At 73.0% G+C, this 24,739-nt stretch carries 17 protein-coding genes and 2 pseudogenes; 6 read left to right on the plus strand and 13 right to left on the minus strand.

What is annotated here, in order from left to right; genetic code table 11:
* Nucleotide 1: 1 nt before the first annotated feature.
* The 4 genes from FB157_RS21660 to FB157_RS21675 all read right to left on the minus strand — a co-directional run bounded on the left by FB157_RS21660 (nucleotide 2) and on the right by FB157_RS21675 (nucleotide 4,297).
* Complete coding sequence (locus tag FB157_RS21660; RefSeq protein WP_145882159.1) at nucleotides 2-2,224, minus strand: NHLP family bacteriocin export ABC transporter peptidase/permease/ATPase subunit; 2,223 nt, start codon at nucleotides 2,222-2,224, stop codon at nucleotides 2-4.
* The gene (locus FB157_RS21665; protein WP_145882161.1) at nucleotides 2,221-3,027 is read right to left on the minus strand and encodes an HlyD family efflux transporter periplasmic adaptor subunit; all 807 of its coding nucleotides are present in this window, start codon (nucleotides 3,025-3,027) and stop codon (nucleotides 2,221-2,223) included. The genes FB157_RS21660 and FB157_RS21665 overlap by 4 nt, the downstream gene beginning before the upstream one ends.
* A 116-nt stretch (nucleotides 3,028-3,143) precedes the next feature.
* Nucleotides 3,144-3,359 carry a type A2 lantipeptide gene (locus FB157_RS21670; protein ID WP_145882163.1) on the minus strand — a complete coding sequence of 72 codons (216 nt, stop codon included), beginning with the start codon at nucleotides 3,357-3,359 and terminating at the stop codon, nucleotides 3,144-3,146.
* A gap of 524 nt (nucleotides 3,360-3,883) precedes the next feature.
* Entirely contained in the window at nucleotides 3,884-4,297 is a 414-nt protein-coding gene (locus FB157_RS21675) for a PaaI family thioesterase (RefSeq protein WP_145882165.1), read from the minus strand.
* A 198-nt stretch (nucleotides 4,298-4,495) separates the two neighbouring features.
* Between FB157_RS21675 and FB157_RS21680 the strand changes: the two genes are divergently transcribed.
* Nucleotides 4,496-5,956 carry a S1 family peptidase gene (locus FB157_RS21680; RefSeq protein WP_145882417.1) on the plus strand — a complete coding sequence of 487 codons (1,461 nt, stop codon included), beginning with the start codon at nucleotides 4,496-4,498 and terminating at the stop codon, nucleotides 5,954-5,956.
* Between the two features lie 146 nt (nucleotides 5,957-6,102).
* Here FB157_RS21680 and FB157_RS21685 read toward each other — a convergent pair whose 3' ends face one another.
* The gene (locus FB157_RS21685) at nucleotides 6,103-8,247 is read right to left on the minus strand and encodes a SpoIIE family protein phosphatase (protein ID WP_398947088.1); all 2,145 of its coding nucleotides are present in this window, start codon (nucleotides 8,245-8,247) and stop codon (nucleotides 6,103-6,105) included.
* Nucleotides 8,248-8,540: 293 nt separating this feature from the next.
* Here FB157_RS21685 and FB157_RS47415 point away from each other — a divergent pair, with 293 nt between their 5' ends.
* Nucleotides 8,541-9,200: a response regulator transcription factor gene (locus FB157_RS47415; RefSeq protein ID WP_186581626.1), complete on the plus strand. Its 660-nt coding sequence runs from the start codon at nucleotides 8,541-8,543 to the stop codon at nucleotides 9,198-9,200.
* Here the strand turns inward: FB157_RS47415 and FB157_RS21690 are convergent, their stop codons facing one another.
* The 4 genes from FB157_RS21690 to lanKC form a co-directional block, all read right to left on the minus strand.
* The gene (locus FB157_RS21690) at nucleotides 9,201-10,916 is read right to left on the minus strand and encodes an ABC transporter ATP-binding protein (RefSeq protein ID WP_186581627.1); all 1,716 of its coding nucleotides are present in this window, start codon (nucleotides 10,914-10,916) and stop codon (nucleotides 9,201-9,203) included.
* Entirely contained in the window at nucleotides 10,913-12,601 is a 1,689-nt protein-coding gene (locus FB157_RS21695; RefSeq protein ID WP_145882169.1) for an ABC transporter ATP-binding protein, read from the minus strand. The genes FB157_RS21690 and FB157_RS21695 overlap by 4 nt, the downstream gene beginning before the upstream one ends.
* Nucleotides 12,602-12,699: 98 nt before the next feature.
* Nucleotides 12,700-12,813 carry a SapB/AmfS family lanthipeptide gene (locus tag FB157_RS21700; RefSeq protein WP_094222020.1) on the minus strand — a complete coding sequence of 38 codons (114 nt, stop codon included), beginning with the start codon at nucleotides 12,811-12,813 and terminating at the stop codon, nucleotides 12,700-12,702.
* Between the two features lie 48 nt (nucleotides 12,814-12,861).
* Entirely contained in the window at nucleotides 12,862-15,495 is a 2,634-nt protein-coding gene (lanKC, locus tag FB157_RS21705; protein ID WP_145882170.1) for a class III lanthionine synthetase LanKC, read from the minus strand.
* A gap of 205 nt (nucleotides 15,496-15,700) precedes the next feature.
* On the opposite strand from lanKC, the gene FB157_RS21710 reads away from it, so the two are divergent.
* The 3 genes from FB157_RS21710 to FB157_RS21720 all read left to right on the plus strand — a co-directional run bounded on the left by FB157_RS21710 (nucleotide 15,701) and on the right by FB157_RS21720 (nucleotide 19,991).
* Complete coding sequence (locus FB157_RS21710) at nucleotides 15,701-18,148, plus strand: SpoIIE family protein phosphatase (RefSeq protein WP_261386424.1); 2,448 nt, start codon at nucleotides 15,701-15,703, stop codon at nucleotides 18,146-18,148.
* Nucleotides 18,149-18,228: 80 nt separating this feature from the next.
* A complete protein-coding gene (locus FB157_RS21715; RefSeq protein ID WP_145882172.1) occupies nucleotides 18,229-18,501 on the plus strand; it encodes a hypothetical protein in 273 nt (90 codons plus the stop codon).
* Complete coding sequence (locus tag FB157_RS21720; protein WP_145882174.1) at nucleotides 18,498-19,991, plus strand: ubiquinol-cytochrome c reductase cytochrome b subunit; 1,494 nt, start codon at nucleotides 18,498-18,500, stop codon at nucleotides 19,989-19,991. Before FB157_RS21715 ends, FB157_RS21720 begins: the two co-directional genes overlap by 4 nt.
* On the opposite strand, the gene FB157_RS21725 is transcribed toward FB157_RS21720, so the two are convergent.
* On the minus strand, nucleotides 19,927-20,310 hold the full coding sequence (locus FB157_RS21725) for a cytochrome c oxidase subunit 4 (RefSeq protein WP_145882176.1): 384 nt from the start codon (nucleotides 20,308-20,310) through the stop codon (nucleotides 19,927-19,929). The two genes, FB157_RS21720 and FB157_RS21725, sit on opposite strands and share 65 nt — an antisense overlap.
* On the minus strand, nucleotides 20,307-21,980 hold the full coding sequence (gene ctaD / locus FB157_RS21730) for a cytochrome c oxidase subunit I (RefSeq protein WP_186581628.1): 1,674 nt from the start codon (nucleotides 21,978-21,980) through the stop codon (nucleotides 20,307-20,309). The genes FB157_RS21725 and ctaD overlap by 4 nt, the downstream gene beginning before the upstream one ends.
* A gap of 141 nt (nucleotides 21,981-22,121) precedes the next feature.
* Here ctaD and FB157_RS21735 point away from each other — a divergent pair.
* Nucleotides 22,122-22,415, plus strand: a pseudogene (locus FB157_RS21735) (sugar phosphate nucleotidyltransferase); the annotation flags it as partial.
* On the opposite strand, the pseudogene FB157_RS21740 reads toward FB157_RS21735, so the two are convergent.
* Nucleotides 22,415-22,768 (minus strand): annotated as a pseudogene (locus FB157_RS21740) (dTDP-4-dehydrorhamnose 3,5-epimerase family protein); the annotation flags it as partial. The pseudogenes FB157_RS21735 and FB157_RS21740 sit on opposite strands and share 1 nt — an antisense overlap.
* 4 nt (nucleotides 22,769-22,772) lie before the next feature.
* On the minus strand, nucleotides 22,773-24,728 hold the full coding sequence (locus FB157_RS21745) for a glycosyltransferase family A protein (RefSeq protein WP_145882181.1): 1,956 nt from the start codon (nucleotides 24,726-24,728) through the stop codon (nucleotides 22,773-22,775).
* Between the last annotated feature and the right edge of the window lie 11 nt (nucleotides 24,729-24,739).

Below are 24,739 nucleotides of genomic sequence, written 5' to 3' on the forward strand. Positions count from 1 at the left end.
CTCACCGCTCCCTGACCAGTGCGGCATACGCGCCGCCGTGCGCCACCAGCTCCGCGTGCCGCCCGCGCTCGACGACCGTGCCGTGCTGGAGCACCACGATCTCGTCGCTGTCGCGGACGGTGCTCAGCCGGTGGGCGATCACCACACAGGCGCAACCGCGCCGGCGCAGGTTGTCCATCACGACCAGCTCGGTCTCCGCGTCCAGCGCGCTGGTCACCTCGTCCAGCACGAGGATGCTGGGCCGCCGCACCAACGCCCGGGCGATCTCCAGGCGCTGGCGCTGCCCGCCGGAGAAGTTCCGGCCGTCCTGCTCGACCTTGCTGTGCACGCCGCCGGGGCGGCGCATCACCACGTCGTACAGGGCCGCGTCCCGCAGCGCGTCCAGGACGGCCTCGTCCGGGATCGACGGGTCCCACAGGGCCACGTTGTCGCGGACCGAGCCCTCGAAGAGGAACACGTCCTGGTCCACGAAGGAGACCGAGGAGGCGAGCGTGCCGCGCGGGATGTCCTCCAGCCGGCGGCCGTCGATGCGGATCACACCGTCCCAGGGCGTGTAGAGACCCGAGATCAGCCGGGACACCGTCGACTTGCCGCTGCCCGAGCCGCCCACCAGCGCCACCTGCTGCCCGGGGCCCACGCTCAGGTCGAACCCGGTCAGCAGCGGCTTGTCCAGCGGGCTGTAGCCGAAGGTGACGTTCTCCAGCTCGACGTGCCCGTGCAGCCGCCGCGTGGAATCGGCACCGCCGGGGCGGGCGTAGAGCGGGTCGGCCTGGAAGTTCTCCACGTCCTTCAGCCGGGCCACGTCGGCCGCGAAGTCCTGGATGCGGCCCGCCACGCCGTTGAGCCGGGTGAGCGGTGCCGTGAAGCGGGTGACCAGCGCCTGGAAGGCGACCAGCAGACCGACCGAGATGTGCCCCTCGACCGCCCGCATTCCGCCGATCCAGAGGATGAGCGCACTGTTGAGCGTGGCGAGCGTCGGCGCGACCACCCCGAGCCAGGCGCTCGGCACGCCGAGCCGCTGCTGCTCCTCCAGCGTGGTGGCGTGCTGTCCGGCCCACTTGCGGAAGTAGCCGTCCTCGCCGCCGGTCGCCTTCATCGTCTCGATCAGCTGGAGACCGGTGTACGACGTGTTGGTGAGCCGTGCGGTGTCCGCGCGCAGCTTCGCCGTGCGGGTCGCGCGCAGCCGTACGACCAGCCGCATCGCCACCACGTTCAGCAGGGCCACGCCGATGCCGAGGAACGTCAGCTGCGGGTCGTAGGTGTACAGCAGCACGGCGTACAGCACGACCACGATCGCGTCCACGCCGGCCGCCGCGAGGTCGCGCGCCAGGGTTTCGGCGACCTGGTCGTTGGACTGCAGCCGCTGCACCAGGTCGGCCGGGCTGCGCTGGGAGAAGAACGTGACCGGCAGCCGCAGCAGATGGCGCAGGAACCGGGCGCTGGAGAGGGTGGAGGAGATGATCCGGCCGTGCAGCAGGTTGGCCTGCTGGAGCCAGGTCAGCACCAGGGTGAGCAGGACACAGGTGGCCATCGACGCGAACAGCACGCCCAGCAGCGAGGTCTGGCCGCCGATGAGGAACATGTCGATGTAGGTACGGCTGAGCGCGGGCACCGCCGCGCCCACCGCCACCAGCAGCAGACTGGCCAGCACGGCGGCGGGCAGGGTGCCCGCGGTGCCGCGCAGCCGGGCCGGCATCGCGCCGAGCACGCCGGCCCTGCGGCCGCCCCTGGTGAAGCCGTCGCCGGGCTCCATCACGAGCACGACACCGGTGAAGCTGCCGTCGAACTCCTCCATGGGCACGAACCGGCGGCCCTTCGCGGGGTCGTTGATGTACACCCCGCGCCGGCCGAAGCGGCGGCCCATGCCGTCGTAGACGACGTAGTGGTTGAACTCCCAGAAGAGGATGGCCGGTGCCGTCACCTCGGCGAGCGCGGCCAGGTCCATCTGCATGCCCTTGGCGGTCAGGCCGTAACTGCGGGCCGCCTTCAGCAGGTTGCTGGCGCGCGAGCCGTCGCGGGAGACACCGCAGGCGATGCGCAGCTCCTCCAGCGGGACGTGCCGGCCGAAGTGGCCGAGCACCATCGCGAGGGAGGCGGCGCCGCACTCGACGGCCTCCATCTGCAGCACGGTCGGCGTACGGACCGCGCCGCCGCGGGCCTTGGGGACCGGGCGCCGGGCCGGGGCGGCTCTTCTGCGGCCGCGGGTTTCCTGAGTCGTGCTCACGGCAGCAGCCAATCGACGGGACGCTGGTCGGCCAGCCGGATCGAACCGGAGGCGAGGGTCATGGAGTCGAGCTGGTACGGCGGCCCGTCGGCGGAGGACCAGCGGAAGCCGCTCTTCGTGCCGGACGACCGGTCGAGCGCGACCAGGACCGCCACCGGGCGGCCCTTCTTCGTGAACTGCTCGCCCAGCTGGCTGTCCCCGAGGAACGCGGCGATCGACTGGGCGGACTGGGCGGCCCGGTCCACCGACTTCACATGCCCGCGCAGCACGCCGTACCGCTGGGTCGGCACCGAGGACACGGTGAGGTCCACGGCGGCGTGCTCCGGGACGGCCGCGGCGTTCTCGGCGGGGACGTAGACGGTGGCGTACAGCGGATCGGAGGCGTGGGCGACCTTCTCCACCGCCGCGATGTCCGCACCGGTCTGGATGATCTGGCCGATGGTGGCGGCGAGCGCGGTGACGCGGCCCGCGGCGACCGTGCGGACCACCGAATCGCCCTGACTCGTGCGTACTTTGACGACGGGAGCGTTCGCGGGCAGCCGTTCGCCCTGTTTGGCGAGTACGGCCGTGACCTGGCCGGCCACGGGGCTCTGCAGCAGATAGCTGCCCTGCCCGTGGGTGAGGATGGCCTGCGCGCTCACCGTGGAGGCGACCGAGCCGGTCACCGCCCACACGGAGGCCGCCGCCATGACGACGACGGTGACGCCGAGCGCGAGCCAGCCCTGGGGGCGGGCCAGCCGCACCGGAAGGTCCAGCTCCTCCGGCGACTGGAGCTTGGCGAGGGCCTGTTGGCGGAACTGCACGGAACTTCCCTCACCCGAGGAGAGACATCGTTACGACCTGCATCGGGCACCCACGGGCACCCGAGAGTCCCGGAGCCGTGGGACGGCTCCGGGACTTCGGTGACACCGAGGCGCGATCAGAGACCGGCGACCAGGCCGGTGGCCGGGGCCACGTTCAGGCCGGTGACACCCTCGACGGTGCCGACGACCGTGTCGAGCGCGCCGGAAACCGGGGCGATGCCGTTGACGGCGCCGGTCACGGTGTTCAGGGCGTTCACGGAAAGGCCGCCGGAGACGTTGTCCAGCTCGGCGTCCGAGATCTCGACGGTCTCAACCTGGGGGGTGGAGTTCATGGTGGAACTTCCCTTCGTATGGATATTTCACAAGGGGGAAAGCGGCCCCCTCTGGGGACAGACGACGGCCGCGACCGCGGGTGCCGAACCCCCGTCTCCGGGAGCCCGGGGGACCCCCGCGGTGCGATGGATCAAAGCACGCACGCGGGCCGCGCTTCCAATCAAGCAGGCCTCTCACCAGCGCACTTGCCTCACCCGGAGACCCAACCGTGCAGGCGCGCGCACGGCTTGTCGGCGACTCCTTCACATGCGGCACGGCATCGCCCCACCCCGGCCCTTGTCCGCCGGGCGGTGAATCCGGCACTAGGCGCCAAAGGCGCGCCGGGGGGCGCGCGGATGTGCAGAACCGGGGGCGCCAGTGACTTGGTTGAGTATTCAATGTGCAGATTCCCTGAAGCGGGGATTCCGCTAAGTGATCGGAACGGAACGCTACTGATCGGTAGCCGAGCGTGTCTATGTGTCGGTGCAGAGATGTGCCGGTGCGTCAGTGCAGAACTGCGCCGGTGCGTCAGTGCGCGGGCGTGTCAGCCCATCAGTGCATAGACGGTGCTCGCGCGGGCCGCGAGCGCGCCTGACGCGGCGTCGGTCAGCGTGATGTCCGCGAACGCCATCCGTCGGCCCAGCTTGGTCAGGACCGCCTCGATCAGGACATCCGAACCGGTCACCGCCCGCTGGAAGGACGTCGACTGCTGGACCGTCGTCATCGGCACGAAGCCGCCCCGCGCGGCCGAGACCGCGATCACCGTCGCCGTGTCGGCGGCCGCCATGAGTGCCTGCCCCGACAGCCCGCCGCCCTCCCGGGCCAGTCGCTCCGACCAGGGCAGACGCAGAACCACGCGGTCCTCGCCCAAGGCCTGGACGGACAGTCCGAGGTCGAGCACCCAGGGGGCGAAGTTGGCGGAGAGGATCTTGTCGGCTTCGGCGGTGGTCATCGTCATATGGGGGATTCTTCCCGGCTGCCCGGCGCGACACGCGGAGTGTGGCTGATTCACCTCCAGGGGGCGGAAGTTGGCGAACGGAATTGAACGCACCGCATGACCCGGCCGTACCTACAGCCATCCAGGCGCCCCCGATCAACTGCCCTACAGCGGCAGACCCCCGTCCCCAGGAGGTCGAGAATTTTGAGTCACAAGCGAATGCCCAAGCGCAAGGCCGCGATAGCGGTGGGCGGTGTCGCGGCGCTCGGAGCGGCGGCCCTCCTGCTGCCCAACGCCAACGCGTCGCAGGACCAGAACAACACGGCGGGCGCCGCCGGCACCGCGAAGACCCTGAAGGCCTCGGACGCCTCGGACCTCTCCGCACGGTTGCAGAAGCTGCTCGGTGACGCCCTCGCCGGGTCCTACTACGACAGCGGCAAGAAGCAGCTGGTCGTCAACGTGGTCAACGGCGACAACAACATCGTCCAGCAGGCGGAGAAGGCCGGTGCGGTCGTCCGCCAGGTCGAGAACAGCGCCTCCGAACTCAAGGCCGCCGCAGGGACGCTGAAGACCAAGGCGACCATCCCGGGCACCGCCTGGGCCGTGGACCCGCGCACCGACAAGGTCGTGGTCACCGCCGACTCCAGCGTCACCGGCGCCAAGTGGAACCGGCTCCAGTCGACCGTGCAGAGCCTCGGCTCCGGCATGGCGACCCTCAAGAAGTCCGCCGGCACCTTCAAGACCTTCGTCTCCGGCGGCGACGCCATCTTCTCCCAGGTGCAGGGCGGCAACGTGCGCTGCTCCCTGGGCTTCAACGTCAAGGCCTCGGACGGCAGCCCCGCCTTCCTGACGGCCGGTCACTGCGGGGTCGCCGCCAAGGACTGGTCCGACTCCCAGAACGGCCAGCCCATCGCCACCGTGGACCAGGCCAAGTTCCCGGGCAACGACTTCTCCCTCGTGAAGTACAACGACGCCACCACCCAGGCGCCCAGCGAGGTCAACACCGGCAACGGACAGACCGTCCAGATCACCCAGGCCCAGGACGCCACCGTCGGCGAGACCGTGTTCCGGATGGGTTCCACCACCGGTCTGCACAACGGCCAGGTGACCGGCCTCGACGCCACCGTCAACTTCCAGAGCGAGACCGACCCCAACGGCGTCGACACCGTCAACGGCCTCATCCAGACCAACGTCTGCGCCGAGCCCGGCGACAGCGGCGGCTCCCTGTTCACCCAGGACGGCGGTGCGGTCGGCCTCACCTCCGGCGGCAGCGGCGACTGCACCAGCGGCGGTGAGACCTTCTTCCAGCCGGTCACTGCCGCCCTGCAGGCCACCGGCGCCACCCTCGGCGACGGCGGCAACGGCGCGGGCGACCAGGCGGGTGCGGGCGACCAGGCGGGCACCGCAGACCCCTCGGCCTCGGCCGGTGACCAGGCAGGAGCCGGTGACCAGGCGGGAGCCGGTGACCAGGCGGGCGGCGACCAGGTCGGCGGCTCCGCCGACCCGTCCGCCTCGGCCGGCGACCAGAGCGGCACCGGCGAGGGCGCGGGCGACCAGTCCGGCGCAGGCACGGGCGACCAGTCCGGCGCGGGTACGGGCGACCAGTCCGGCGCCGGTACGGGCGACCAGTCCGGCGCCGGTACGGGCGACGGCTCCTCGTCCCAGACCGACAGCCACTGACCCTCCTCCAGCGGGGACACCGAGCCGTCCCACGGCGGGATCCGGCGGTCCGGCCTTCCGGCCGGACCGCCGAGCCGTCGCTGACCGACTCCGGTGGTCCGGCCCTTCGGCGGGAGGGCCGGGCCACGGGTGTCGGGGGCGGAGGCTCAGTGGTCCTCGTGGGCCCGCAGCAGCAGGACCGCCACGTCGTCCACCCGCTCCCGGGCCGCCGCGCTGTGCCGTACGAGTTCGTCGGCCAGGTTCTCCAGCGGCTGGTCGCCCGCCTCGGCGAGCAGCGCGCCGAGGTCGACGAGGGAGTCCTCGATGTCCACGTCGGGAGACTCCACGAGACCGTCCGTGTAGAGGACGAGGACCGAGCCAGGGGCCAGGGCCACCTCGGTCGTCGGGTACGTGGCCGACGCGTCGATCCCGAGCAGCGGGCCGCCGGCGAGGTCCAGCACCCGCACCTGTCCGTCCGGGCGCCGGAGCAGCGGTGGCGGATGCCCTGCGCGTGCCATCACGGCCTGGCCCCGTGCCGGGTCCAGCCGCAGGTACAGGCAACTGGCGAACAGGTCGGCGCCCAGGTCGATGAGCAGCCGGTTGGTGCTGCTCATCACGTCCTGCGGCGCCTGGCCCACCGTGGTGTACGCCCGTACCCCGGTGCGGATCTGTCCCATCAGCGCGGCCGCCGTCACGTTGTGCCCCTGGACGTCCCCGATCACCGCCGCGGCCAGCGGCCGGGTCGGCACCAGGTCGTAGAAGTCGCCGCCGATCTCCATGCCCTGAGTGGCCGGCAGATAGCGGGCGGCCGCCTCGATTCCGGGCAGCGCCGCCAGCGTGCGCGGCAGCAGCGACTCCTGCAGCCCCTGCGCCAGCCGGTGCTTCGCGTCGTACAGCTGGGCGCGCTCCAGCGCCTGCGCGATCAGACCGCCGAGGCTGGTGAGGACCGCCCGCTCGTCGGTGGGGAAGGCGTGCGGGCCGGTGTACGCCAGCACACACGTGCCCACCGGCCGGCCGGACGCGATCAGCGGCAGATACGCCCAGGACCCGAACCCGTCCGGGGGTCGGTTCGGGTACAGCCGCACCAGCTGCTCCCACGAGTCGAAGAATGCCGGCACCCCGCTGTTCAGGGCCTGGGTGCCCGGGGTGCGTTCGCTCAGCGGCAGCCCGTCGAAGCGCTCCACCACGTACGGGTCCGCGTACCCGCGGTGCCCGAGCACGTGCAGCCGCCCCGCCTGCGAAGCGAGGATCACCAGTGCCTGGCAGCCGACCGACGGGGCGACCTCGTCCCACACCAACTGCACGACGTCCTGCACTCCCACCGCCTCGGTCAGCGCCGCGGCCAGGCTCAGCACCTGAGTGATGGTCACCAGCCGCGAGGGCCCCGGCCCCGTCCGCGGCGCCTCCCGTGCCATCTCCGCCACCGCCCGCGCCCGGCTGATCCGCACGCTCAGCCCCGTCGTGCTCGGATACATCCGGAACGACAGCCACTCGCCCGGCGGGCGCAGCGCCACGAACGACGTCACCTGCTGGCTGATCAGCGCGGCCCGGTACAGGTCTTCGTACATCGGGTCGTTCAGCCACGGCACGGACACCCACGGCAGGGTGCCGAGCAGCTCCCCGGCCGGTTGTCCGAGCAGTTCGGCGGTGGCCGGGTTGACGAAGACGATCCGGCCGTGCAGGTCCAGCGACATCAGCCCGTACGGCAGCCGGGACACCATGCGTGCCGCCTCCAGCGAGCCCAGCGTGTCCGACACGCCCGACAGCGGCGTGGCCAGCAGGTCGACCTCGGGGCCTATCCGCCGGTTCTCCGCGGCGGCCCGTTCCAGCCGCAGCGCCAGCCGCTCGCAGGCCGCCGTCAGAATGTCGCGCTCCCGGCCGGACAGCTCCGGCGGATGCACACCGGGCCAGGTCACGAACACGGCGCCGTACACGGTCCCGGCCGTCGCCACCGGCAGCGCGGCCAGCGCGAACGGGTACGGCAGCACCACCGAGATCCGCGGATAGCGGCGCGCCATCTGCTCCTCGCCGCCCACCCACACCAGCCGCCGGTCGCGCACCGCGTCCGCCACCGGGATCGGCGCGTTCAGCCCGACCCGCTCCCACGGTGCCGCGAACGCCCGGGGCATGCCCGCCATCACCGCCATCTCGAGGACCGGCTCGTCGGGCCTGAGCAGGTACACCGCGCCGGAGTGCGCGTGCACGTCCTCGATCATCGAGGCCAGCGCGATGGACAGCAGCGGACGGCCGCCCCGAGTGCGGTCGGCCGCCGGTGGCCGTGGCGGCCCTGCCCCGTCGGACACGCCGACCACCTCCTCGCCGGGCCGCGCGTCACGCCTCGGGGTCAAGGCTGCCTCTCGGGGGCGTCCGGCGCACGGCGAGCGCTCGTCGCGCGCCGTCGGCCGCGTTTGTGACCTGCGCAGGTGCCCCGGTACCCCGGGGGCCCGGGCGTACCCCGTCGGGACCGGACCATGCCCCCGCTGTCGATGCGCGCGGCAGCGTACGGGCGCCGTGTGTGCGCCCCCGCGCACCTTGATGGCCGATTCTCCGCGCCCGCGAACGGTGAAACGCGCCCAAGAATGGGGCACGCGCGGAACACCTGAAAATGCGATCCCGGCGAGACGGGGCGAAGTACGGCCGACTGGAGGGGCGGGCATTGATCCGGGTACTGCTGGTGCACGACGCGTGTCTGGTGCGATCGGTCCTGGCCGAGTGGTTACGGGAGGAGCCTGGCCTGTACGTGGAGGACACACCCTGGCGTGGCGCGGCCGCGCGGGTACGGTCCGGGTGCCCGGACGTGTGCGCGGCGGACCTGGACTGCGCCGACGGCCATGGCGCGCCGCCGCTCGGCGATCTGTGCCCGCCCGGCACGGGCGGCCGGCCGCCGGCGCTGGTGGTGCTTGCGAGTACGAATCGCCCGGGGCTGCTGAAGCGGGCGGCCGAGGCGGGTGCGCTCGGCTTCGTCGACAAGGCGGGCTCGCCGGAGCGGCTGGTGCGCGCGATCCGCTGCGTCGCGGAGAGGGAACGTTTCGTCGATGCGTCGCTGGGCTTCGGCTTCCTCAAGGCGGCGCAGATGCCGCTCACCAGACGCGAGCTGAGCGTGCTGTCCCTGGCGGCCGGCGGGGCGTCCATCGCGGAGATCGCCGGCAGCCTGCACCTGTCCCACGGCACGGTGCGCAACTACATGGCGGCGATCACCCGTAAGACCGGGGCACGCAACCGTATCGACGCGATCCGGATATCCCGCGGTGAGGGATGGGTGTGATCACCGGACGGGTGCGGTGGGCCGCGCCGTCCAGCCGCCGACCAGGTCCCGGTACAGGGCCGAGGTGCGCAGCAGTTCGTCATGGGTGCCGCAGGCGGTGAGCGAGCCGTCCAGCACCAGGACGCGGTCCGCGCGGCGGGCCGAGCTGATGCGGTGGGCGACGACCACCAGGCTGCCGCCCGGCCGCGCCCCGAACGCCCGCTCGGCCTGCGCCTCCGCCGCCGGGTCCAGATGACAGGTCGCCTCGTCCAGCAGGGCGAGCGGCGCGGGTGACAGATAGGCCCGGGTCAACGCGATCAGCTGCCGCTCGCCCGCCGACAGCGCGACCGGATCGACCCGGCCGCCGGGGCCGCCCAGCGCCCGCAGCAGCGGCGTCAGCCCGACCGCCTCGGCTGCGGCCAGCAGCTCCGCCTCGGGCACCGGGTCCCGGCGGAACAGTCCCAGGTTCTCGGCGAGGGTCCCGCCGTGCACGTACGCCTCCTGCGGGATCAGCACGCGGGAGGCGGCCGCTTCCGCTCCCGGCACGGCGTGCCCGTACACCCGGATCGCCCCCTCCCGCGCCTCCAGGAGTCCGGCGACGAGCCCCGTGAGCGTCGACTTGCCGACCCCGCTCGGCCCCACGACGGCGAGGTGCGACCCCGCCGGGACCGTGAGGTCGAGTCCGTCGAGTACGGGCTCGCTCGCGGGGCCGTAGGCGAAGGTGACGGAGGTCAGGGCCAGGGCGGGGGCGGCGGGCGGCGGGGTTCCCGTGGTCCGGGGGGTCTCGCTACGGACCACGGGCCGCCGTTCCCCGAAGACCGCCGGCGGCGCCAGACGCCGCAGCACGACCGTGAGCCGGGACCCGCTGGTGCCCAGGCCGTGGACGAGGTTCTGGAGGGCGGGGAGCAGGGACTGGGCGACGTAGGCGAGGGCACCCACCAGCGCACCCGGCGTCACGCCGTGGCGCAGCAGCCAGGGCGCGGTGGCGAGCAGCAGGACCACCGGCAGCTCGCCGCCCACCGCGAGCGCGGCCACCCGGGCCACGCTCCAGCGGGCCAGGGCGCGGGCGGCCCGCTGTTCCGCGTCGACCGACTCCGCGACGGTGGCCGCCACCCGCGCCTCGGCACCCGCGGCCGTGACGTCCCGCAGCCCCTGGCACACCGTGCCCAGCTCCTCGGCCAGCGCCTCGTCGGCGGCCAGGAAGGCCTCCTGGCGCCGGGCCAGCGGCCGAAGCGTCGCCGCGAACAGGCACAGCCCGGCCAGCAGCGGGGGCACGACGACCGTCAGGAGCAGCGGGGCCAGCGAGAACAGGCCGACCAGCGCGCCGGCGACGGTGAACAGGAAGGAGCGGGAGACCAGCACGAGTCCGGCCAGTGTGTCCCGGGCGATCTCCACCTGCTGGGTGAGTCCGGACAGTACCCCGGTGTCCGCCTCCCGCACCCCGCGCCCGACCACGCCCGCCACCAGCCGGTCCCGGACCGGCTCGACCAGTGCGGCGACCACGCCGTACACCCGCCCGGTCCCGTACGCCCCGGCGGCCACCGCGAGCCCGGCCGCGCCGAGCCACAGCAGACCGGCCCGGGTGTCCCCGGCGAGGAACCCGTCGTCCAGGGCCCGGGCCAGCGCATAGCCGGCCAGGAAGGTCTGCCCGGCCTCCAGGACCGACCAGAGACCCAGCCGGACCAGCACCCGCCGGTGCGTCCGCACCGCCTCCAGGGCCCGTGCCCGCGCCTTCATGCCCCGAACACCGCCCGGTACTCGGCGTCCCGCCACAGCTCGGCATGCGGGCCCACCGCTCGTATCCGGCCCCCGTCCAGCCAGGCGACGGCGTCGGCGCGGGCCGCCGTGGCCGTGCGGTGGGCGATCAGCAGGCGGGTCGGGCCCGCTCCCGGGGCCAGCAGGGACTGGGCGATCCGGTGTTCGGTGACCGTGTCGAGGCTGGAGAGTGCGTCGTCCAGGATCAGCAGGCGGCCACCGTGGGCGAAGGCGCGGGCGAGGCCCAGGCGCTGGGACTCGCCGCCGGAGCGGGGTGCGTCGGCGCAGCGGGTGGCGTAGCCGTGGGGCAGCCGGCGCACGAAGTCGTCGGCGTGGGCCGCGCGCGCGGCCGACCGGATCCGGTCGGGGGAGGGCGTGGTGAGCCCGAACCCGATGGCGTCCTCGACGGTCGTGCCCAGCAGGGCGGGCCGTTCGAAGGCGTAGGAGACCGCGGCGCGCAGGTCGGCGTGGCCGAGGTCGCGCAGCGGCATCCCGTCGAGCAGGACCTCGCCCGCGTCGGGGTCGGCGAGCCGGCCGGCGAGTTCGGCCAGCAGGGACTTGCCCGCGCCGGAGCGGCCGACCACGGCGAGGGTCGTGCCGCCGGGGACGAGCAGATCCACGCCGTCCAGGACGGTGCGGTCGCCCCGGCCCGCCGTCACACCGCGCAGCTCCAGCTGCCCGCAGCCGGCCGGCAGTCCTCGCGTGCCGTGCCCGGGCGCCGGCTCGGCCAGCACCTCGGCGAGCCGTCCGGTCGCCGCCCGGGCCCGGGAGAGCGCGGCCAGTTGTCCGACCAGCACGCCGACTCCCGTGGCGAGGACGGCGTACCGCGAGGCGGCCAGCATCTCGCCCACCGACACCCGATGGCGGGCGAGGAGCAGCCCGGCCACCGCGACCACGCCCAGGTTCAGCAGCGGTGCCACGGTGACCGCCTGTGCGGCGGCCCGCCCCTGCACCCGCCACATGCGGTGCCCGGCGCGGGACAGTTCGGGCAGCGGTGCGAGGATCCGGGCCGTCTCGCGGTCCTCCGCGCCCGCGGCCCGGATGGTGCGGAAGCCGCCGACCGCCTCCGTGAGGGCGGCCGCCATCCGCCCTTGCACCCGCTGGTAGTCGGCCACGCAGGCCGAGGTGTCCCGGGCGAAGGCCCGCAGCAGCAGCGCCAGTACCGGTGCGCCGGCGAGGAGCACGGCCGCCAGCCACGGGTCGATGAGGCCGAGCGCCACCACGCCCCCGACCGGCCCGGCGAGCGCGGCGACCAGCGCGGCCACCGCGGCCGGCGCCGTCCCCGCCTGCGCCGCGTTGCCGACCAGCCGCGCCACCAGGTCCCCGGCACCGAACCGGGCGCCCGCGCGCGGGCCCAGGGCCAGCACCTGCCCGGTGACCCGGCGGCGCAGCCACGAGGCGGACCGGGCGTCGACCGTGCCGGTGAGTACGCCCGCGCATCCGTCGAGCACGGCGATCAGCAGCACCAGTCCGGCGCAGCAGGCCACCCAGCGGGCAGCCGGAGCGTGGGCGAGCAGCAGGTCGAGGGTCCGGCCGAGCGCGGCGGGCAGCAGCAGTGCGGCGGCCGAGGCGGCCGTGCTCACGGCGCACAGGGCCGCGCAGCGGGCGCCTGCGTGCCGGAGCACGGCACGCGGCAGACGAGCGGGAGCTTCGGGGGAGGGCGTCATCGGCTGCGGCCTCGTGTCGGGGCGGACGGGAAGGCTCCGGACAGCCTCCTCCCGGACGGGGAGGAGGGCTGCCCGGAGCCGTGGACTCACCGGTCCGGTCAGAGACAGAGCAGGATGCTCGCCGCCGAGACGCACGAGAGCAGGCTCACCGTGCTCGCGCCGGTGTGGGACAGCTCGTCGGACTCCAGGGTCTGCAGGTCGAGAAGTGCCATGATCGTGTCCTTTCCCTTCATTGGGGACGGGGTTGTGTCACGACTCCGTCAGATCGCGGAGCCGCGGGTGGGGGCCGCCGGTGGCGGCGGAAGGAACGGCAGGTGCGCGGTGCGCCCGGCGTCGTGGGCAGCCGCGAGCGCGAGCAGGCAGCCTGCCGTTCCGGTGGCGAGGTCCATGGAGAGCCGCATCATCTGGTGCCCGGGGAAGGCGAGTTGGCCCTGATAGGCCATCGCCAGCCAGCCGAGCCCGTCGATCTGCTGCGCGAGCCGCTCCGGGCCGGCGCCCGGCGCGGTGCTCCGGGCGAGGTGCAGCACCATGCCGGCGCGGCCCTGGAACAGGCCGGGCTGTGCGTAGAAGCGGGAGGTGGCGGCGGTCAGGATGCCTGTCCTGGCCCGCTCGAACTCCCTTGTGGTGTCGGCTGATCCGGCGAGTGCGCCGCCCGCCTGCGCCAGGTAGTCGTCGAGGACCAGCCCGATCCCCACGCTCCCGTCGCCGAGGTACGGCAGCGTCCGCCAGCCCTCGTCCACCTCCAGGGCGCCGCTCGCCGTCTGGACGACGCAGCAGGCCAGGTCGCGCCGGAGCGCCTCGGCCGCAGCCGCCAGCAGCCGGGGTTCACCGGTCTCCTCGTACCGCCGCAGCAGGAACAGTGCGGGCCCGCTCGCGCCCCGCAGCAGCCCGGCCCGCCGCCGGGGCGCGTCCGGGACCGGTTCGGCGAGGCGTCGCACGAGGATCTCGGCGGCCTCGGCGGCACGATCGCGCAGCGCCGGGTCGCCGGTCGCGGCGGCCAGCCGGCCGAGGACCAGGCCGAGTCCGGCGAGGCCGCCGTGCAGGTCGGAGGAGAGGTTGCGCCAGTTCTCCCGCAGCACGCCGCCGATCAGCTCCAGCGCCCGCTCCCGGTGGCCGAGCCGGTCCAGGACCAGGGCCACGCCCGCGAGACCGTCGTACAGGCCGAGCGGGGTGCCGGGCGGCGGCGGGGCGGTGTGGTCCAGCAGCCAGCGCTCGCCCTCGTCGTACCGGCCGGCACCGGCCGCCTCCAGCGCGTACAGCACCCCGGCCGCGCCGTGCGCCAGTCCGAGGCCGCCGCCGTCGGAGAACTGGGCGATGTCGCCCGGGAAGAGCCGGTCGTCGCGCTCCGGGGTGGCGGCGGCGAGGATCGCCTTGACCATGGAGTCCCGGCTGTAGGGCCAGTCGCCCGGCACCACCGGCGGAGCGGACGTGCGACGGGCGTGCCCGCCCGCGGTGTCCCGGGTGATCTCGGCGACCGCCTCGTCCAGGAAGGCGCGCGGCACGTCCGGGAACTGCTCCGCGATGACGTCCGCCAGGTGGGCCGCCTTGCCGCGGTCCACCACGAACAGCGTGGTCACCGGCAGGAACAGGGCCAGGCGCAGACAGGCCAGCGCGTACCGGTCGACGTCGATGCCCCGGCGGTCCGGCGGGGCGAAGAAGCCCGGGTGGGCCACCGTCTGCCGGCCGTTCTCCGCGGCCGGGGCGGCCGCCTCGAAGTCGATGAGGTGCACCGTCTCCTCGTCCGGGGCGACCATGACGTTGAAGACGTGCAGGTCGTGGAAGACCAGCCCGCGTGCGTGCACCGCCGCCACGGCCCGCTCCACCGCCCGGTGGATGCGCAGCGCCCACGCCGTGTACGAGGCGACCTTCGCCGGATCCGGGTCGGACGTGAGCAGCGGATGCCGTTCGGCGAAGAACGAGTTGAGGGGGCGGCCCTCGAGGAAGTCCATCACCAGGAACCGGTGGTCGCCGAGCGTGAACCAGTCCCGTACCTCCGGCACCACGCCCGTCCCGGCCGCCCGCTCCAGCGCGGCCTTCTCCCGGGCCAGCCGTTCCACCGCGTCCGCCCCGTCGGCGGCGAGCCCCGCGTGCGGACGCCCCTCCTTCAGCACCACCCGGCGCCCGTCCCGGGTGTCCGTGCCGACGTACACACCGCCGCCGTTGGAGAAGTGCAGCGCCTTCTCGATGCGGTACGGCAGCTCACCCACCGTCGTGGTGTTGCGGGCCTCCAGGTGCGGGCGCAGGAACTCCGGCAGCGTCACCCACTCGGGCACCTGGAAGGACGGGGCCCGCCGGTCCGGGACCAGCCGGCCCTCGCCGTCGGTCACGGCCAGGACCAGCGAACCGCGTTCGTCGACGACGAACCGGCGTGCGAAGGCGCCGTAGCGGACGTAGAGCGGACCGTCGTGCCAGCGCAGGTCGGTCAGGATGTACGGCCCCTCGCAGCCCTCCAGCAGCGCGCCCAGCTCGCGCAGCACCTCGTGCAGCCGTTCCTCGTCGGCGGGGTAGACCGTGACGAACTTGCCGCTGGTGTCGCGGCCCGCGTACTTCGCGTTGCGCAGGTGCAGCAGATGCGGGGACGGCACGAACTTGAACGGGATGCGGCGCGGCACGCAGTAGTCCCACACGATCCCGGCGATCCGCTCCGCGTCGGCCGCCGTCGCCGAGGAGTGGATCTTCCAGCCCTGGGCCGGCGACGGGAGCGGCTCGCCGTCCCCGCCGAGCGGGGTCAGCGTCAGCCAGTCGCCGGTGCGCCCCGCGTGCCAGCCGTCGGGCACCGCGCGACGCGCCGTCGGGAACTGCGGCGCGGACTCGCTCCCGGCCGCCGAGAGCCGGTCGGGCGTGTCGTAGAAGTGCCCGTCGGCCAGCGCGTACACCTCGTACCGCTTGTCCATGCGTCTCCCGCTCCCTCTTCCGGCTGACCCGGTAGACACTCGCAGCAGGCGGATGGTCGCGGACAGTCACGACTGTCACGAGATCACCGTGCGGAACGCACGGGTAAAGATGTGTTCGGCGGCTTTCGAGCCGCGCCTTTCGCTGACGGCACGCGAAGCGTTCACAGGGGCTGCGCAGGCGGCTCATACGCGCTGTAATGGCCAAGTGGCCAGTGAGGGTGCTGCGGTGCGCAGAACGAGAGCCGAGCGTGCCGAAATCGCCCTTGAAACACTCATCGCCGTGCCCGCCTCTCCCGACCGGCTGCGCCGGGTCCTCGAACAGGCACTCGTGTTCGCCGGGGCGACGTTCGTGGGCGTCTACGCGCCCGGCGACGATCCCTCCCTGCTGTGTCTGACCGAGTCGGCGGGGCTGCCCCACACGCTGTACGGCCTGCGCGACGGCTATCCGGCCACGGGCGGCTCACCGGTCGCCGAGGCCCACCGCACCGGGCGGTCCCGATGGCTCGGCCCGGACGAGCTGGCCGACGGCGCCGAGGCACGCCGCACTCCGTCGACCGAGTTCTCCGTCGGTGTGCTGCCCCTCGGTCCGGCCGGCAGCGGCTGTCTGCTCGCCGTCAGCGAGCACCCCGGCGGCTTCGGCAGCGACGACCGCGCCTGCCTGGAGCTGATCGCCCGCGCGGTCGCCGTGCCCGGGCCGGCCGGCCCGGGCGCCGACAGCGGCGAGCTGCCCGGCGACGCGTTCAACCTGGCCATGGACACCGGCCGGGTCGAGGTCGGCGACGAGATCCTGCGCCTCTTCGGGATCGGCCGGGACACCTTCGACGGCAAGGTGGAGACACTGCTCGCCCTCACCGTGCCCGAGGACCTGCCCGCGCTGATGTCGGTGGTCGAGGCCGACCACATGTCGATCGGCGACCGCGAGCTGGAGTTCCGCGCCCTGCAGCCCTCCGGACCGCCCAGGTGGCTGCGGCTGAGTGGCCGGCTGCTGCCCGGCGGCGAGGGGCGCCCGGCCCGGCTCGTCGGCACCGTCGCGGACGCCTCCACCGTGCGCTCCGGCGTCACCGACGTGGCCCGCGTGCAGCGGCTGGCCGCCGCCCTCGCCATGGCCGGCACCGTCAAGGACGTCGGCAAGGCCGTCGTCGCCGCCCTGCGCAAACCCCTCAAGGCCGACCGCATCGCCCTCGCCGAGCTGGAGAACGAGCGCCTCGTCGTCACCGTCCTCGACCCGCCCGAACCGGAGGCCTGGCCCGAGCTGTGGCGCTCCGAGTGGCGCACCGAATGGCCCGACGCGCCGGTGCGCGCCATGCCCACCCTCGCTGCCGCCCTGCGCGAGGGCCGTGTCCGGATCTGGCCCGCAGGCTCCCCGTTGGAGCCCGCCCTCGCCGGCGTCGGCCCCGGCGGCCTGGCGGTGCTGCCGCTGCCCGCGGGCGGCCGCATGGCCGGCGCCTGCCTGGTCGGCTGGGACCAGCCGCACGAGTTCGCCCCCGACGAGCGCGCCCTGCTCACCGCCTCCGCCGGCCTCGCCGGGCAGGCCCTGCTGCGCGCCCACGCCTTCGACGCCGAACACGAACTCGTCGGCATGCTCCAGCGCACCCTGCTGCCCCGCCGGCTGCCCCGGCTGCCCGGCGCGGTCGCCGTCGCCCGGTACCTGCCCACCACCGCGGGGCTCGAGGTCGGCGGCGACTGGTACGACGTGATCCCGCTCGCCGACAACCACGTGGCCTTCGTCATCGGCGACGTCCAGGGCCACAACGCGGGCGCCGCCACCCTGATGGGCCAGATGCGCACCGCCCTGCGCGCCTACGCCGCCGAGGGCCACGCCCCGGACGTGGTCGTCTCGCACGCCAACCGGCTGCTGCTGGACATGGAGACCGACCTCTTCGCCACCTGCTGCTACGTGGACGTCGACATGGAGCAGGGCACCGCCTGGTGCGTGCGCGCCGGTCATCTGCCGCCGGTGCTGCGCCACCCGGACGGCTCCACCGAGATCGTCGAGGCCGAGGGCGGCCCGCCGCTCGGTGTGCTCAACCAGGCCGAGTTCCCGATCACCCCGCTGCGCCTCCAGCCCGGCACGGTCCTCGCGCTCACCACCGACGGCCTGGTGGAGTCCGCCGAGACCGACATGGACGTGGGTCTGGAGCGGCTGACGGGCGAACTCGCCGCCGCCGACCCCGGCCACCTCGGACTGGTCGCCGACGCCCTGCTCACCGGCGCCCACCGCGGTGACGACGTCGCCCTGCTGCTGATGCGCTACGACGGCATGGCCGTACGTCCGCTGCGCGAGACCTGGACCGTGTGGCGGGTCCCCGAAGCGGTCCGGCACGCCCGCCGCTTCACCCGGCGCACCCTGCGCACCTGGGGGGTCGCGGCCGACACCATGGACACGGCCCTCCTGGTCGTCTCCGAGCTGGTCACCAACGCGCTGGTGCACACCGACGGCCAGGTCCGTCTCGACCTCAGCCTGGTCAACCACCGGCTGCGGCTGGCCGTCGCCGACGCCTCGCCACGCAGCCCCCTCAAGAACACCAACGTCGGCTGGGAGGCCACCGGCGGCCGCGGCATCCTGCTCGTGGAGGCGGTGTCCGAGGCCTGGGGGACGGTGCCGGTCAGCGGCGGCAAACAGGTGTGGGCCGACATCGTGCCCGAGACCTGACGGCCACTCGGGTACCGGTAGGGGCCGCTACCGGCAGGTCGGAGGAGCCCGCGGGCCCGTCGTGCCTAGGGTCTCCTGTCGTGGCACACACCTTCGAAGAACTGGTGGAGAAGCAGCGCGCGGCCGACGCGGCGCACCGCACGGTCGAGGAACTGCGCGACACCTACGGTCCGCCCGCCGAGCGCGGGATGACGGGCGCTCAGTCCGACACCTACGAGACGGCCCTGCGCGCCTGGCGGGAGCTGGCGCGGGACGTGCAGACCGCGGTGAGCGACTACGCCAGGGAGGCGGACCGGCCGCGTGCGGAGGTGGAGGCCGACGTGGAGCGGGCGGCGGCAGCGGAGGACACATGAGCCGAGCCGGCCGCCGCGCCGAACGGCTCGCGGACGCGGCGGACGCCCGGCTTCCGCTGCTGGAGGGCGGGCAGCTGCTGCGCAAGGCGTTCCCCGAGCACTGGTCGTTCCTGCTCGGCGAGATCGCCCTCTACAGCCTCCTGGTGCTGATCCTGACCGGGGTGTGGCTGACCTTCTTCTTCCAGCCGGAGATGCGCGAGGTCGTCTACCACGGCTCCTACGAGCCGCTGCAGGGCGTGCTGATGTCGGCGGCCTTCGACTCCACCCTGCGCATCAGCTTCGACGTGCGCGGCGGACTGCTGATCCGGCAGGCCCACCACTGGGCCGCGCTCGTGTTCGTCGCCGCGATCGGCCTGCACATGCTGCGGATCTTCTTCACCGGCGCCTTCCGCCGGCCCCGCGAGCTGAACTGGGCGATCGGACTCACCCTGTTCGTCCTGGCGCTCGCCGAGGGCTTCGCCGGCTACTCGCTCCCCGACGACCTGCTCTCCGGCACCGGCCTGCGCATCGCGGAGGGCATCATGCTGTCCCTCCCGGTGGTCGGGACGTACGTGGCCTTCTTCGTCTTCGGCGGCCAGTACCCGGGGCACGACATCATCACCCGGCTCTACCCGGTGCACGTCCTGCTGCTCCCGGGCGCGCTCATCGGCCTGGTGACGGTGCACCTGACCCTGGTGTTCCACCTGAAGCACACCCAGTGGCGCGGCCCCCGCCGCAGCAACCGCAATGCCGTCGGAAAGCCGCTCGTCCCGCACTTCACCGCCCTCACCGTGGGTCTGTCCATGACCGTCTCCGGCGTGGTCGTGCTGCTGTCCGGCCTCGCCCAGATCAACCCGATCTGGAACTACGGCCCGTACCGCCCCGACGTGGTCTCCACCGGCTCACAGCCCGACTGGTACGTCGGCTTCCTGGAGGGCGCCCTGCGGCTGGTGCCGCCGTGGGAGACCGACTTCGCCGGACACACCCTCATGTGGAACGTGCTGCTCCCGGCCGTCGTCCTGCCCGGGCTGCTGTTCACCGTGCTGTACGCCTACCCGTTCGTGGAGCAGCGTCTGACGGGGGAGTGGCACTACGAGCAGCACCTGTGCGACCGGCCGCGCGAGCGCCCCCTGCGCACCGGCCTCGGCGTGGCGGGCACCGTCTTCTACGCCGTTCTGCTGCTGGCCGGCGGCAACGACATCATCGCCCAGACCTTCCGTATCTCCGTCAACGCCCTGACCTGGGTGCTGCGCGTCGCCCTCGTGGTCGCGCCGGTCCTCGCCCTCCTGGTGACCCGGTGGCTGTGCCGGGCGCTGACGGAGGCCGAGTCCGCGCGCCTGGCCGAGGGCGTGTCCACCGGTGAGATCCGTCAGAGCGTGACCGGCGGCTACGAGAGCGGCCACGAGCCCGTCGAGCGGTTCCGGCCCGGCGCGCCGCGCAGGCCGCTCACCGGTGCGCGTACTGGAACACCATCCCGAAAACCCCGCGCGCCAGAACCCCCAGACCGATGAGGAACAGCCAGAGCCCGAAGACCACGCCGGTCGCCGCCACCGCGAACCCGAGCGCGGTGACGACCGGCCACGGGCTCTCGTGCGGGAAGAACGCCACCGGCCCGGCCCCGTCCACCACCTCCGCGTCCTTGCGGTCCTGCGCCCGGCGGCCCCGGCGCCGGTACTGGATCAGGTAGAAGAAGGCGTCCAGCGCCGCCATCCCGCACGCGACGACCAGCACGGTCGTGCCCGTGTCGTCGTCGGACCACACCCCGTACAGGACGGCGGACCCGCCGAAGAACAGGGCCACGCCACCGAACAGCATCGCCTCGGCCTTCATCGCAGGCCCTCCCGCTCGGTGTCCTCGGCCGTCCGCCCGACCTCCGGATGATGCAGGTCGAAGGCCGGCGACTCCGACCGCACCCGGGGCAGTGCCAGGAAGTTGTGGCGCGGCGGCGGGCAGGAGGTCGCCCACTCCAGGCCCCGTCCCCACCCCCACGGGTCGTCCTCGGTGACCTTCTCGGCCGTCGTGGAGGTGTGCCAGACGTTGTAGAGGAACGGCAGCGTGGAGAGGCCGAGCAGGAACGCGCCCACCGACGACAGGGTGTTGAGCAGCGTGAAGCCGTCCGAGGGCAGATAGTCCGCGTACCGGCGGGGCATCCCCTCCTCGCCGAGCCAGTGCTGCACGAAGAAGGTCAGCTGGAACGAGGGGAACAGCAGCCAGAAGTGCAGCTTCCCGAGCCGCTCGTCCAGCATCTTCCCGGTGAACTTCGGCCACCAGAAGTAGAAGCCGGCGAACATCGCGAACACCACCGTCCCGAACAGCACGTAGTGCAGATGCGCGACGATGAAGTACGAGTCGGTGAGGTGGAAGTCCAGTGGCGGCGAGGCGATCAGCACCCCGCTCAGCCCGCCCAGCAGGAAGGTCACCAGGAACCCCAGCGACCACAGCATCGGCGTCTCGAACGACACCGACCCGTGGACCATCGTTCCGATCCACGCGAAGAACTTGATGCCCGTGGGTACCGCGATCAGGAACGACATGATGGCGAAGAACGGCAGCAACACCGCGCCGGTCGCGAACATGTGATGCGCCCACACCACGGCCGACAGCATGGTGATCGAGATCGTCGCCCCGATCATCGGCAGATAGCCGAACAGCGGCTTGCGGGAGAACACCGGAATGATCTCGGAGATGATCCCGAAGAACGGCAGCGCCACGATGTAGACCTCCGGATGCCCGAAGAACCAGAACAGGTGCTGCCACAGCACAGCGCCCCCGTTCGCCGCGTCGAAGACGTGCGAGCCGAACTTCCGGTCCGACTCCAGCACCAGCAGGTCCGCCGTCAGCACCGGGAACGCGGGCAGCACCAGGATCGAGGTGAACAGCACGTTCCAGGTGAACATCGGCATCCGGAACATGGTCATGCCCGGCGCGCGCAGGCACACGATCGTCGCGACGAAGTTGACGGCGCCCAGCGTCGTGGACACACCGGTCACCACCAGTCCCATCGTCCACAGGTCGCCGCCCGCGCCGGGGGAGAAGTAGGCGCTGTTCAGCGGCGCGTACGCGAACCAGCCGAACGCGGCCGCACCGCCCGGTACCAGGAACCCGGAGACCACCATCAGCCCGCCGAACAGGTACATCCAGTACGACAGCGCGTTCAGCCGGGGGAAGGCCACGTCGGGTGCGCCGATCTGCAGCGGCATCACCGCGTTGGTGAATCCGGCGAACATCGGCGTCGCGAACAGCAGCATCATGATCGTGCCGTGGATGGTGAAGAACTCGTTGTAGCCCTGCTGGGTCAGGAACTGCAGACCCGGCCGGGCCAGTTCGGCGCGCATCGCGAGGGCCAGCAGCCCGGCGAGGAGAAAGAAACAGAACGCCGTGACCATGTAGAGCCGGCCGATCACCTTGTGGTCGGTCGTGCGGACCCAGCGCAGCAGGGTCCGGCCGGGCCGTGGGGCGGGGGCCGTGTACCGCGCGACGATCTCTCTTGTGTCGGACATTTCGGGTAGTTCCGTCATCGTCGGTGACGCTATCGCATGGACGCCACATGAACCGCCGACGGCACCAGAGCCACACCGTCGTGACGAACCGGTAGGACAAACGAAGGTCCGATCCGGACGATCGCCGTTGGGGTGGGGCCAATGAAGGCTCTGGTCCTCTCCGGCGGAGCCGGTACCCGACTGCGCCCCATCACGCACACCTCGGCGAAACAGTTGGTGCCGGTGGCCAACAAGCCCGTGCTGTTCTACGGCCTCGAATCCCTCGCGGAAGCGGGGATCACCCAGGTCGGGATGATCGTCGGAGACACTGCGGCAGAGATCGAGGAGGCGGTCGGCGACGGGTCGAAATTCGGCCTCGACGTCACCTACATCCCCCAGGAGCGCCCCCTCGGACTCGCCCACGCGGTGCTGATCGCCCGGGACTTCCTGGACGAGGCGTGCCCGAGGCCCTCCGCGAGGAACACGGCGTGCCGGTTGCCGTCGTCGAGACGTACGGCCTCCCACTGCCCGAAGGTGGGCGAGCCGACACGGATGTCCACCACGACGTCCAGGACGGCACCGCGCACACAGGTGATGTACTTGGCCTGCCCGGGCGGTACGTCGGCGAAGTGGACGCCGCGCAGCACGCCCCGCCGGGACACCGAGCAGTTGGCCTGGGCGAGCGCGAGGTCGTAACCGGTGGCCTCCCGGAACTCCTCGCCCCGGTACCACTCGTGGAAGCTGCCCCGCTCGTCCGGGAACGCCTCGGGCTCCAGCACCCAGGTGTCCGCTATGCCCAGCTGCCGCACTCCGTCACACCTTCCCGGTCGTCTTCTTCAGCACCGCTCCCAGCACGCGCCGTGCCGCGCGCAGCAGCCGCTGCGGGAGGCCGGGCGGTGCCGTGGGCGTCACCTCCACGGCACCGGGCCTGCGGCCCACCTTCAGCAGCAACGGCAGGCCGAGCGCGCGCTCCTGCCCGCCGTCCCGGGGCAGCACGAGTGCCGCCCGCCACCCGGCGTTCCTCAGGAGCGGCACCGGCAGCCGCACCTCCAGCAGCGACCGCGCGCCGTTCGCGGGGGTCAGCACGGAGGCCCGGTCGACGCTGCGGTGCGACGCGCCGTCCTCGAGCCGCACCAGGACCTCGGTGGTGTCCGGGACGTACAACGGCAGCGCGACAGTCAGCACCTCGGTGTCCGAGACGGCCGCGTCCGCCGGGGTGAGCCGGTGCAGGCCCAGTGACCTGACGGCCCGGTCGACGTCCAGGGAGAGGTCGCGGTACTGCCTCGTCCAGTACGGCAGCACGAGCCGGCCGGCGGCGACCATACCGGCGGGCGGCAGCGCGAGTCCCCGCGCCGGGGCGGGGCCCAGCCGGCACTCCTTGGTCCAGCCGCCGAGGCCGACCCGTACGTAGGCGTCCCACAGCCCGCTGTGCAGCGGGGCGCCGCCCGCCGCCGTGGCGGGGTCGACGGTGGCCGTGCCGCGCAGCACCAGCCGGGTGCGGCCGTCCCCGGCCGCCACGCGTTCCCGGGTGACCGCCACGGGCTGGAAGAAGGAGGCGGCGGTCTCCCGGTCGCGCAGGATCAGGTCGGCGGTCGCCTGCTCGAAGCCGTCGGCGGCGGCCGTGGCCAGCCAGGACACCGCCTCGGCGAGGTCGGCGGGCGTACCGTCCGCCGGGGGCCGCGGCCCGTCGGGGCGCACGGCCAGCGGGCCGTCGGCGTCGGTGAACTCGGCGCTGAACCGCACCCGCAGGGTCCCGTCCTGCCACTCGACGCCCGTCGGGGCGGCCTCGGGACGGACGCCCGACTCCCACTCGGCGTAGGCGACCAGGTCGTCGTACCGGTCGTCCCGGATCAGCGCGGAGACGATCCGCCCGCCCGGCCGCAGCCCGGCGGCGACGCCGGGGCCGAAGCGCTCCAGGACCAGCGCGTGCATCTCCCGGAACAGCTCGCGCCGGTAGTCGTCCGGCAGGGCCAGCAGCCGGGGCCCGCTCATCCGCTCGACCAGCTCCACCCGGAGCCAGCGGCGCAGCAGCTTGTCGCGCAGCGGGCCCGGCTCGGTGTACCGCTCGACGACGTCGAGGGCCTCGCGGAGGTTCTTGAAATAGCCGGCCGGCTCGAAGCGCTGGATGCCGGCGTTGGTGGCGTCCTCGCGTTTGACGTGGTAGTAGCAGACGTAGTCGCTCAGCACCGAGACGTTGTCGGCGCGCAGATAGGCCTCGGTGATGAAGACATGGTCCTCCAGGCGCCGCCGGCCCTCGGGAAACCTGAGCCCCGTGCGCTCCAGGAAGGAGCGCCGGAGCATCTTGTGCGGGGTGAGGCTGTCGATCAGCGGGGCGTTGTCCACCGTGGCGTACGGGTGGTTGCGGCGGAACAGCTCCACCGGCACCGGGCGGCCCTTCCCGGCCATCTTGCCGACGATCACGTCGGCCTTGTGGGCGACCCCGTACTCGTACATCCGCTCCAGGGCCTCGTCGCCGAGGTGGTCGTCGGTGTCGACGAACATCACGAATTCGCCCCGGGATGCCTCGATGCCCACGTTGCGGGGCTTGCCGGACCAGCCGGAGTTCTCCTGGTGGACGACCCTGATGTGCGGGTGCTCGGCGGCGAGCGCGTCCAGCCGGGCCGCAGTGGCGTCGGTGGAGCCGTCGTCGACGAAGAGGACCTCGAACTCCTCGGGGGGCAGCGACTGTCGCAGCAGCGAGGCGACGCAGTCCTCGATGTACGGCCCGGGGTTGTACACGGGTACGACGACGCTGACCTTGACCGGCATCCGGCTTCCGA

Source organism: Streptomyces sp. BK340 (assembly GCF_007827595.1).
In the GTDB taxonomy this organism is placed as follows: domain Bacteria; phylum Actinomycetota; class Actinomycetes; order Streptomycetales; family Streptomycetaceae; genus Streptomyces.

Coding starts and splice junctions, on each gene's coding strand:
- FB157_RS21720 (WP_145882174.1), top strand. CDS start 18,498: ATGAGCCGAGCCGGCCGCCGCGCCGAACGGCTCGCGGACGCGGCGGAC.
- FB157_RS21670 (WP_145882163.1), bottom strand. CDS start 3,359: ATGAACTCCACCCCCCAGGTTGAGACCGTCGAGATCTCGGACGCCGAG.
- FB157_RS21745 (WP_145882181.1), bottom strand. CDS start 24,728: ATGCCGGTCAAGGTCAGCGTCGTCGTACCCGTGTACAACCCCGGGCCG.
- FB157_RS21675 (WP_145882165.1), bottom strand. CDS start 4,297: ATGACGATGACCACCGCCGAAGCCGACAAGATCCTCTCCGCCAACTTC.
- FB157_RS21725 (WP_145882176.1), bottom strand. CDS start 20,310: ATGAAGGCCGAGGCGATGCTGTTCGGTGGCGTGGCCCTGTTCTTCGGC.
- ctaD (WP_186581628.1), bottom strand. CDS start 21,980: ATGTCCGACACAAGAGAGATCGTCGCGCGGTACACGGCCCCCGCCCCA.
- FB157_RS47415 (WP_186581626.1), top strand. CDS start 8,541: ATGCGATCCCGGCGAGACGGGGCGAAGTACGGCCGACTGGAGGGGCGG.
- FB157_RS21680 (WP_145882417.1), top strand. CDS start 4,496: ATGCCCAAGCGCAAGGCCGCGATAGCGGTGGGCGGTGTCGCGGCGCTC.
- FB157_RS21695 (WP_145882169.1), bottom strand. CDS start 12,601: ATGACGCCCTCCCCCGAAGCTCCCGCTCGTCTGCCGCGTGCCGTGCTC.
- FB157_RS21690 (WP_186581627.1), bottom strand. CDS start 10,916: ATGAAGGCGCGGGCACGGGCCCTGGAGGCGGTGCGGACGCACCGGCGG.
- lanKC (WP_145882170.1), bottom strand. CDS start 15,495: ATGGACAAGCGGTACGAGGTGTACGCGCTGGCCGACGGGCACTTCTAC.
- FB157_RS21700 (WP_094222020.1), bottom strand. CDS start 12,813: ATGGCACTTCTCGACCTGCAGACCCTGGAGTCCGACGAGCTGTCCCAC.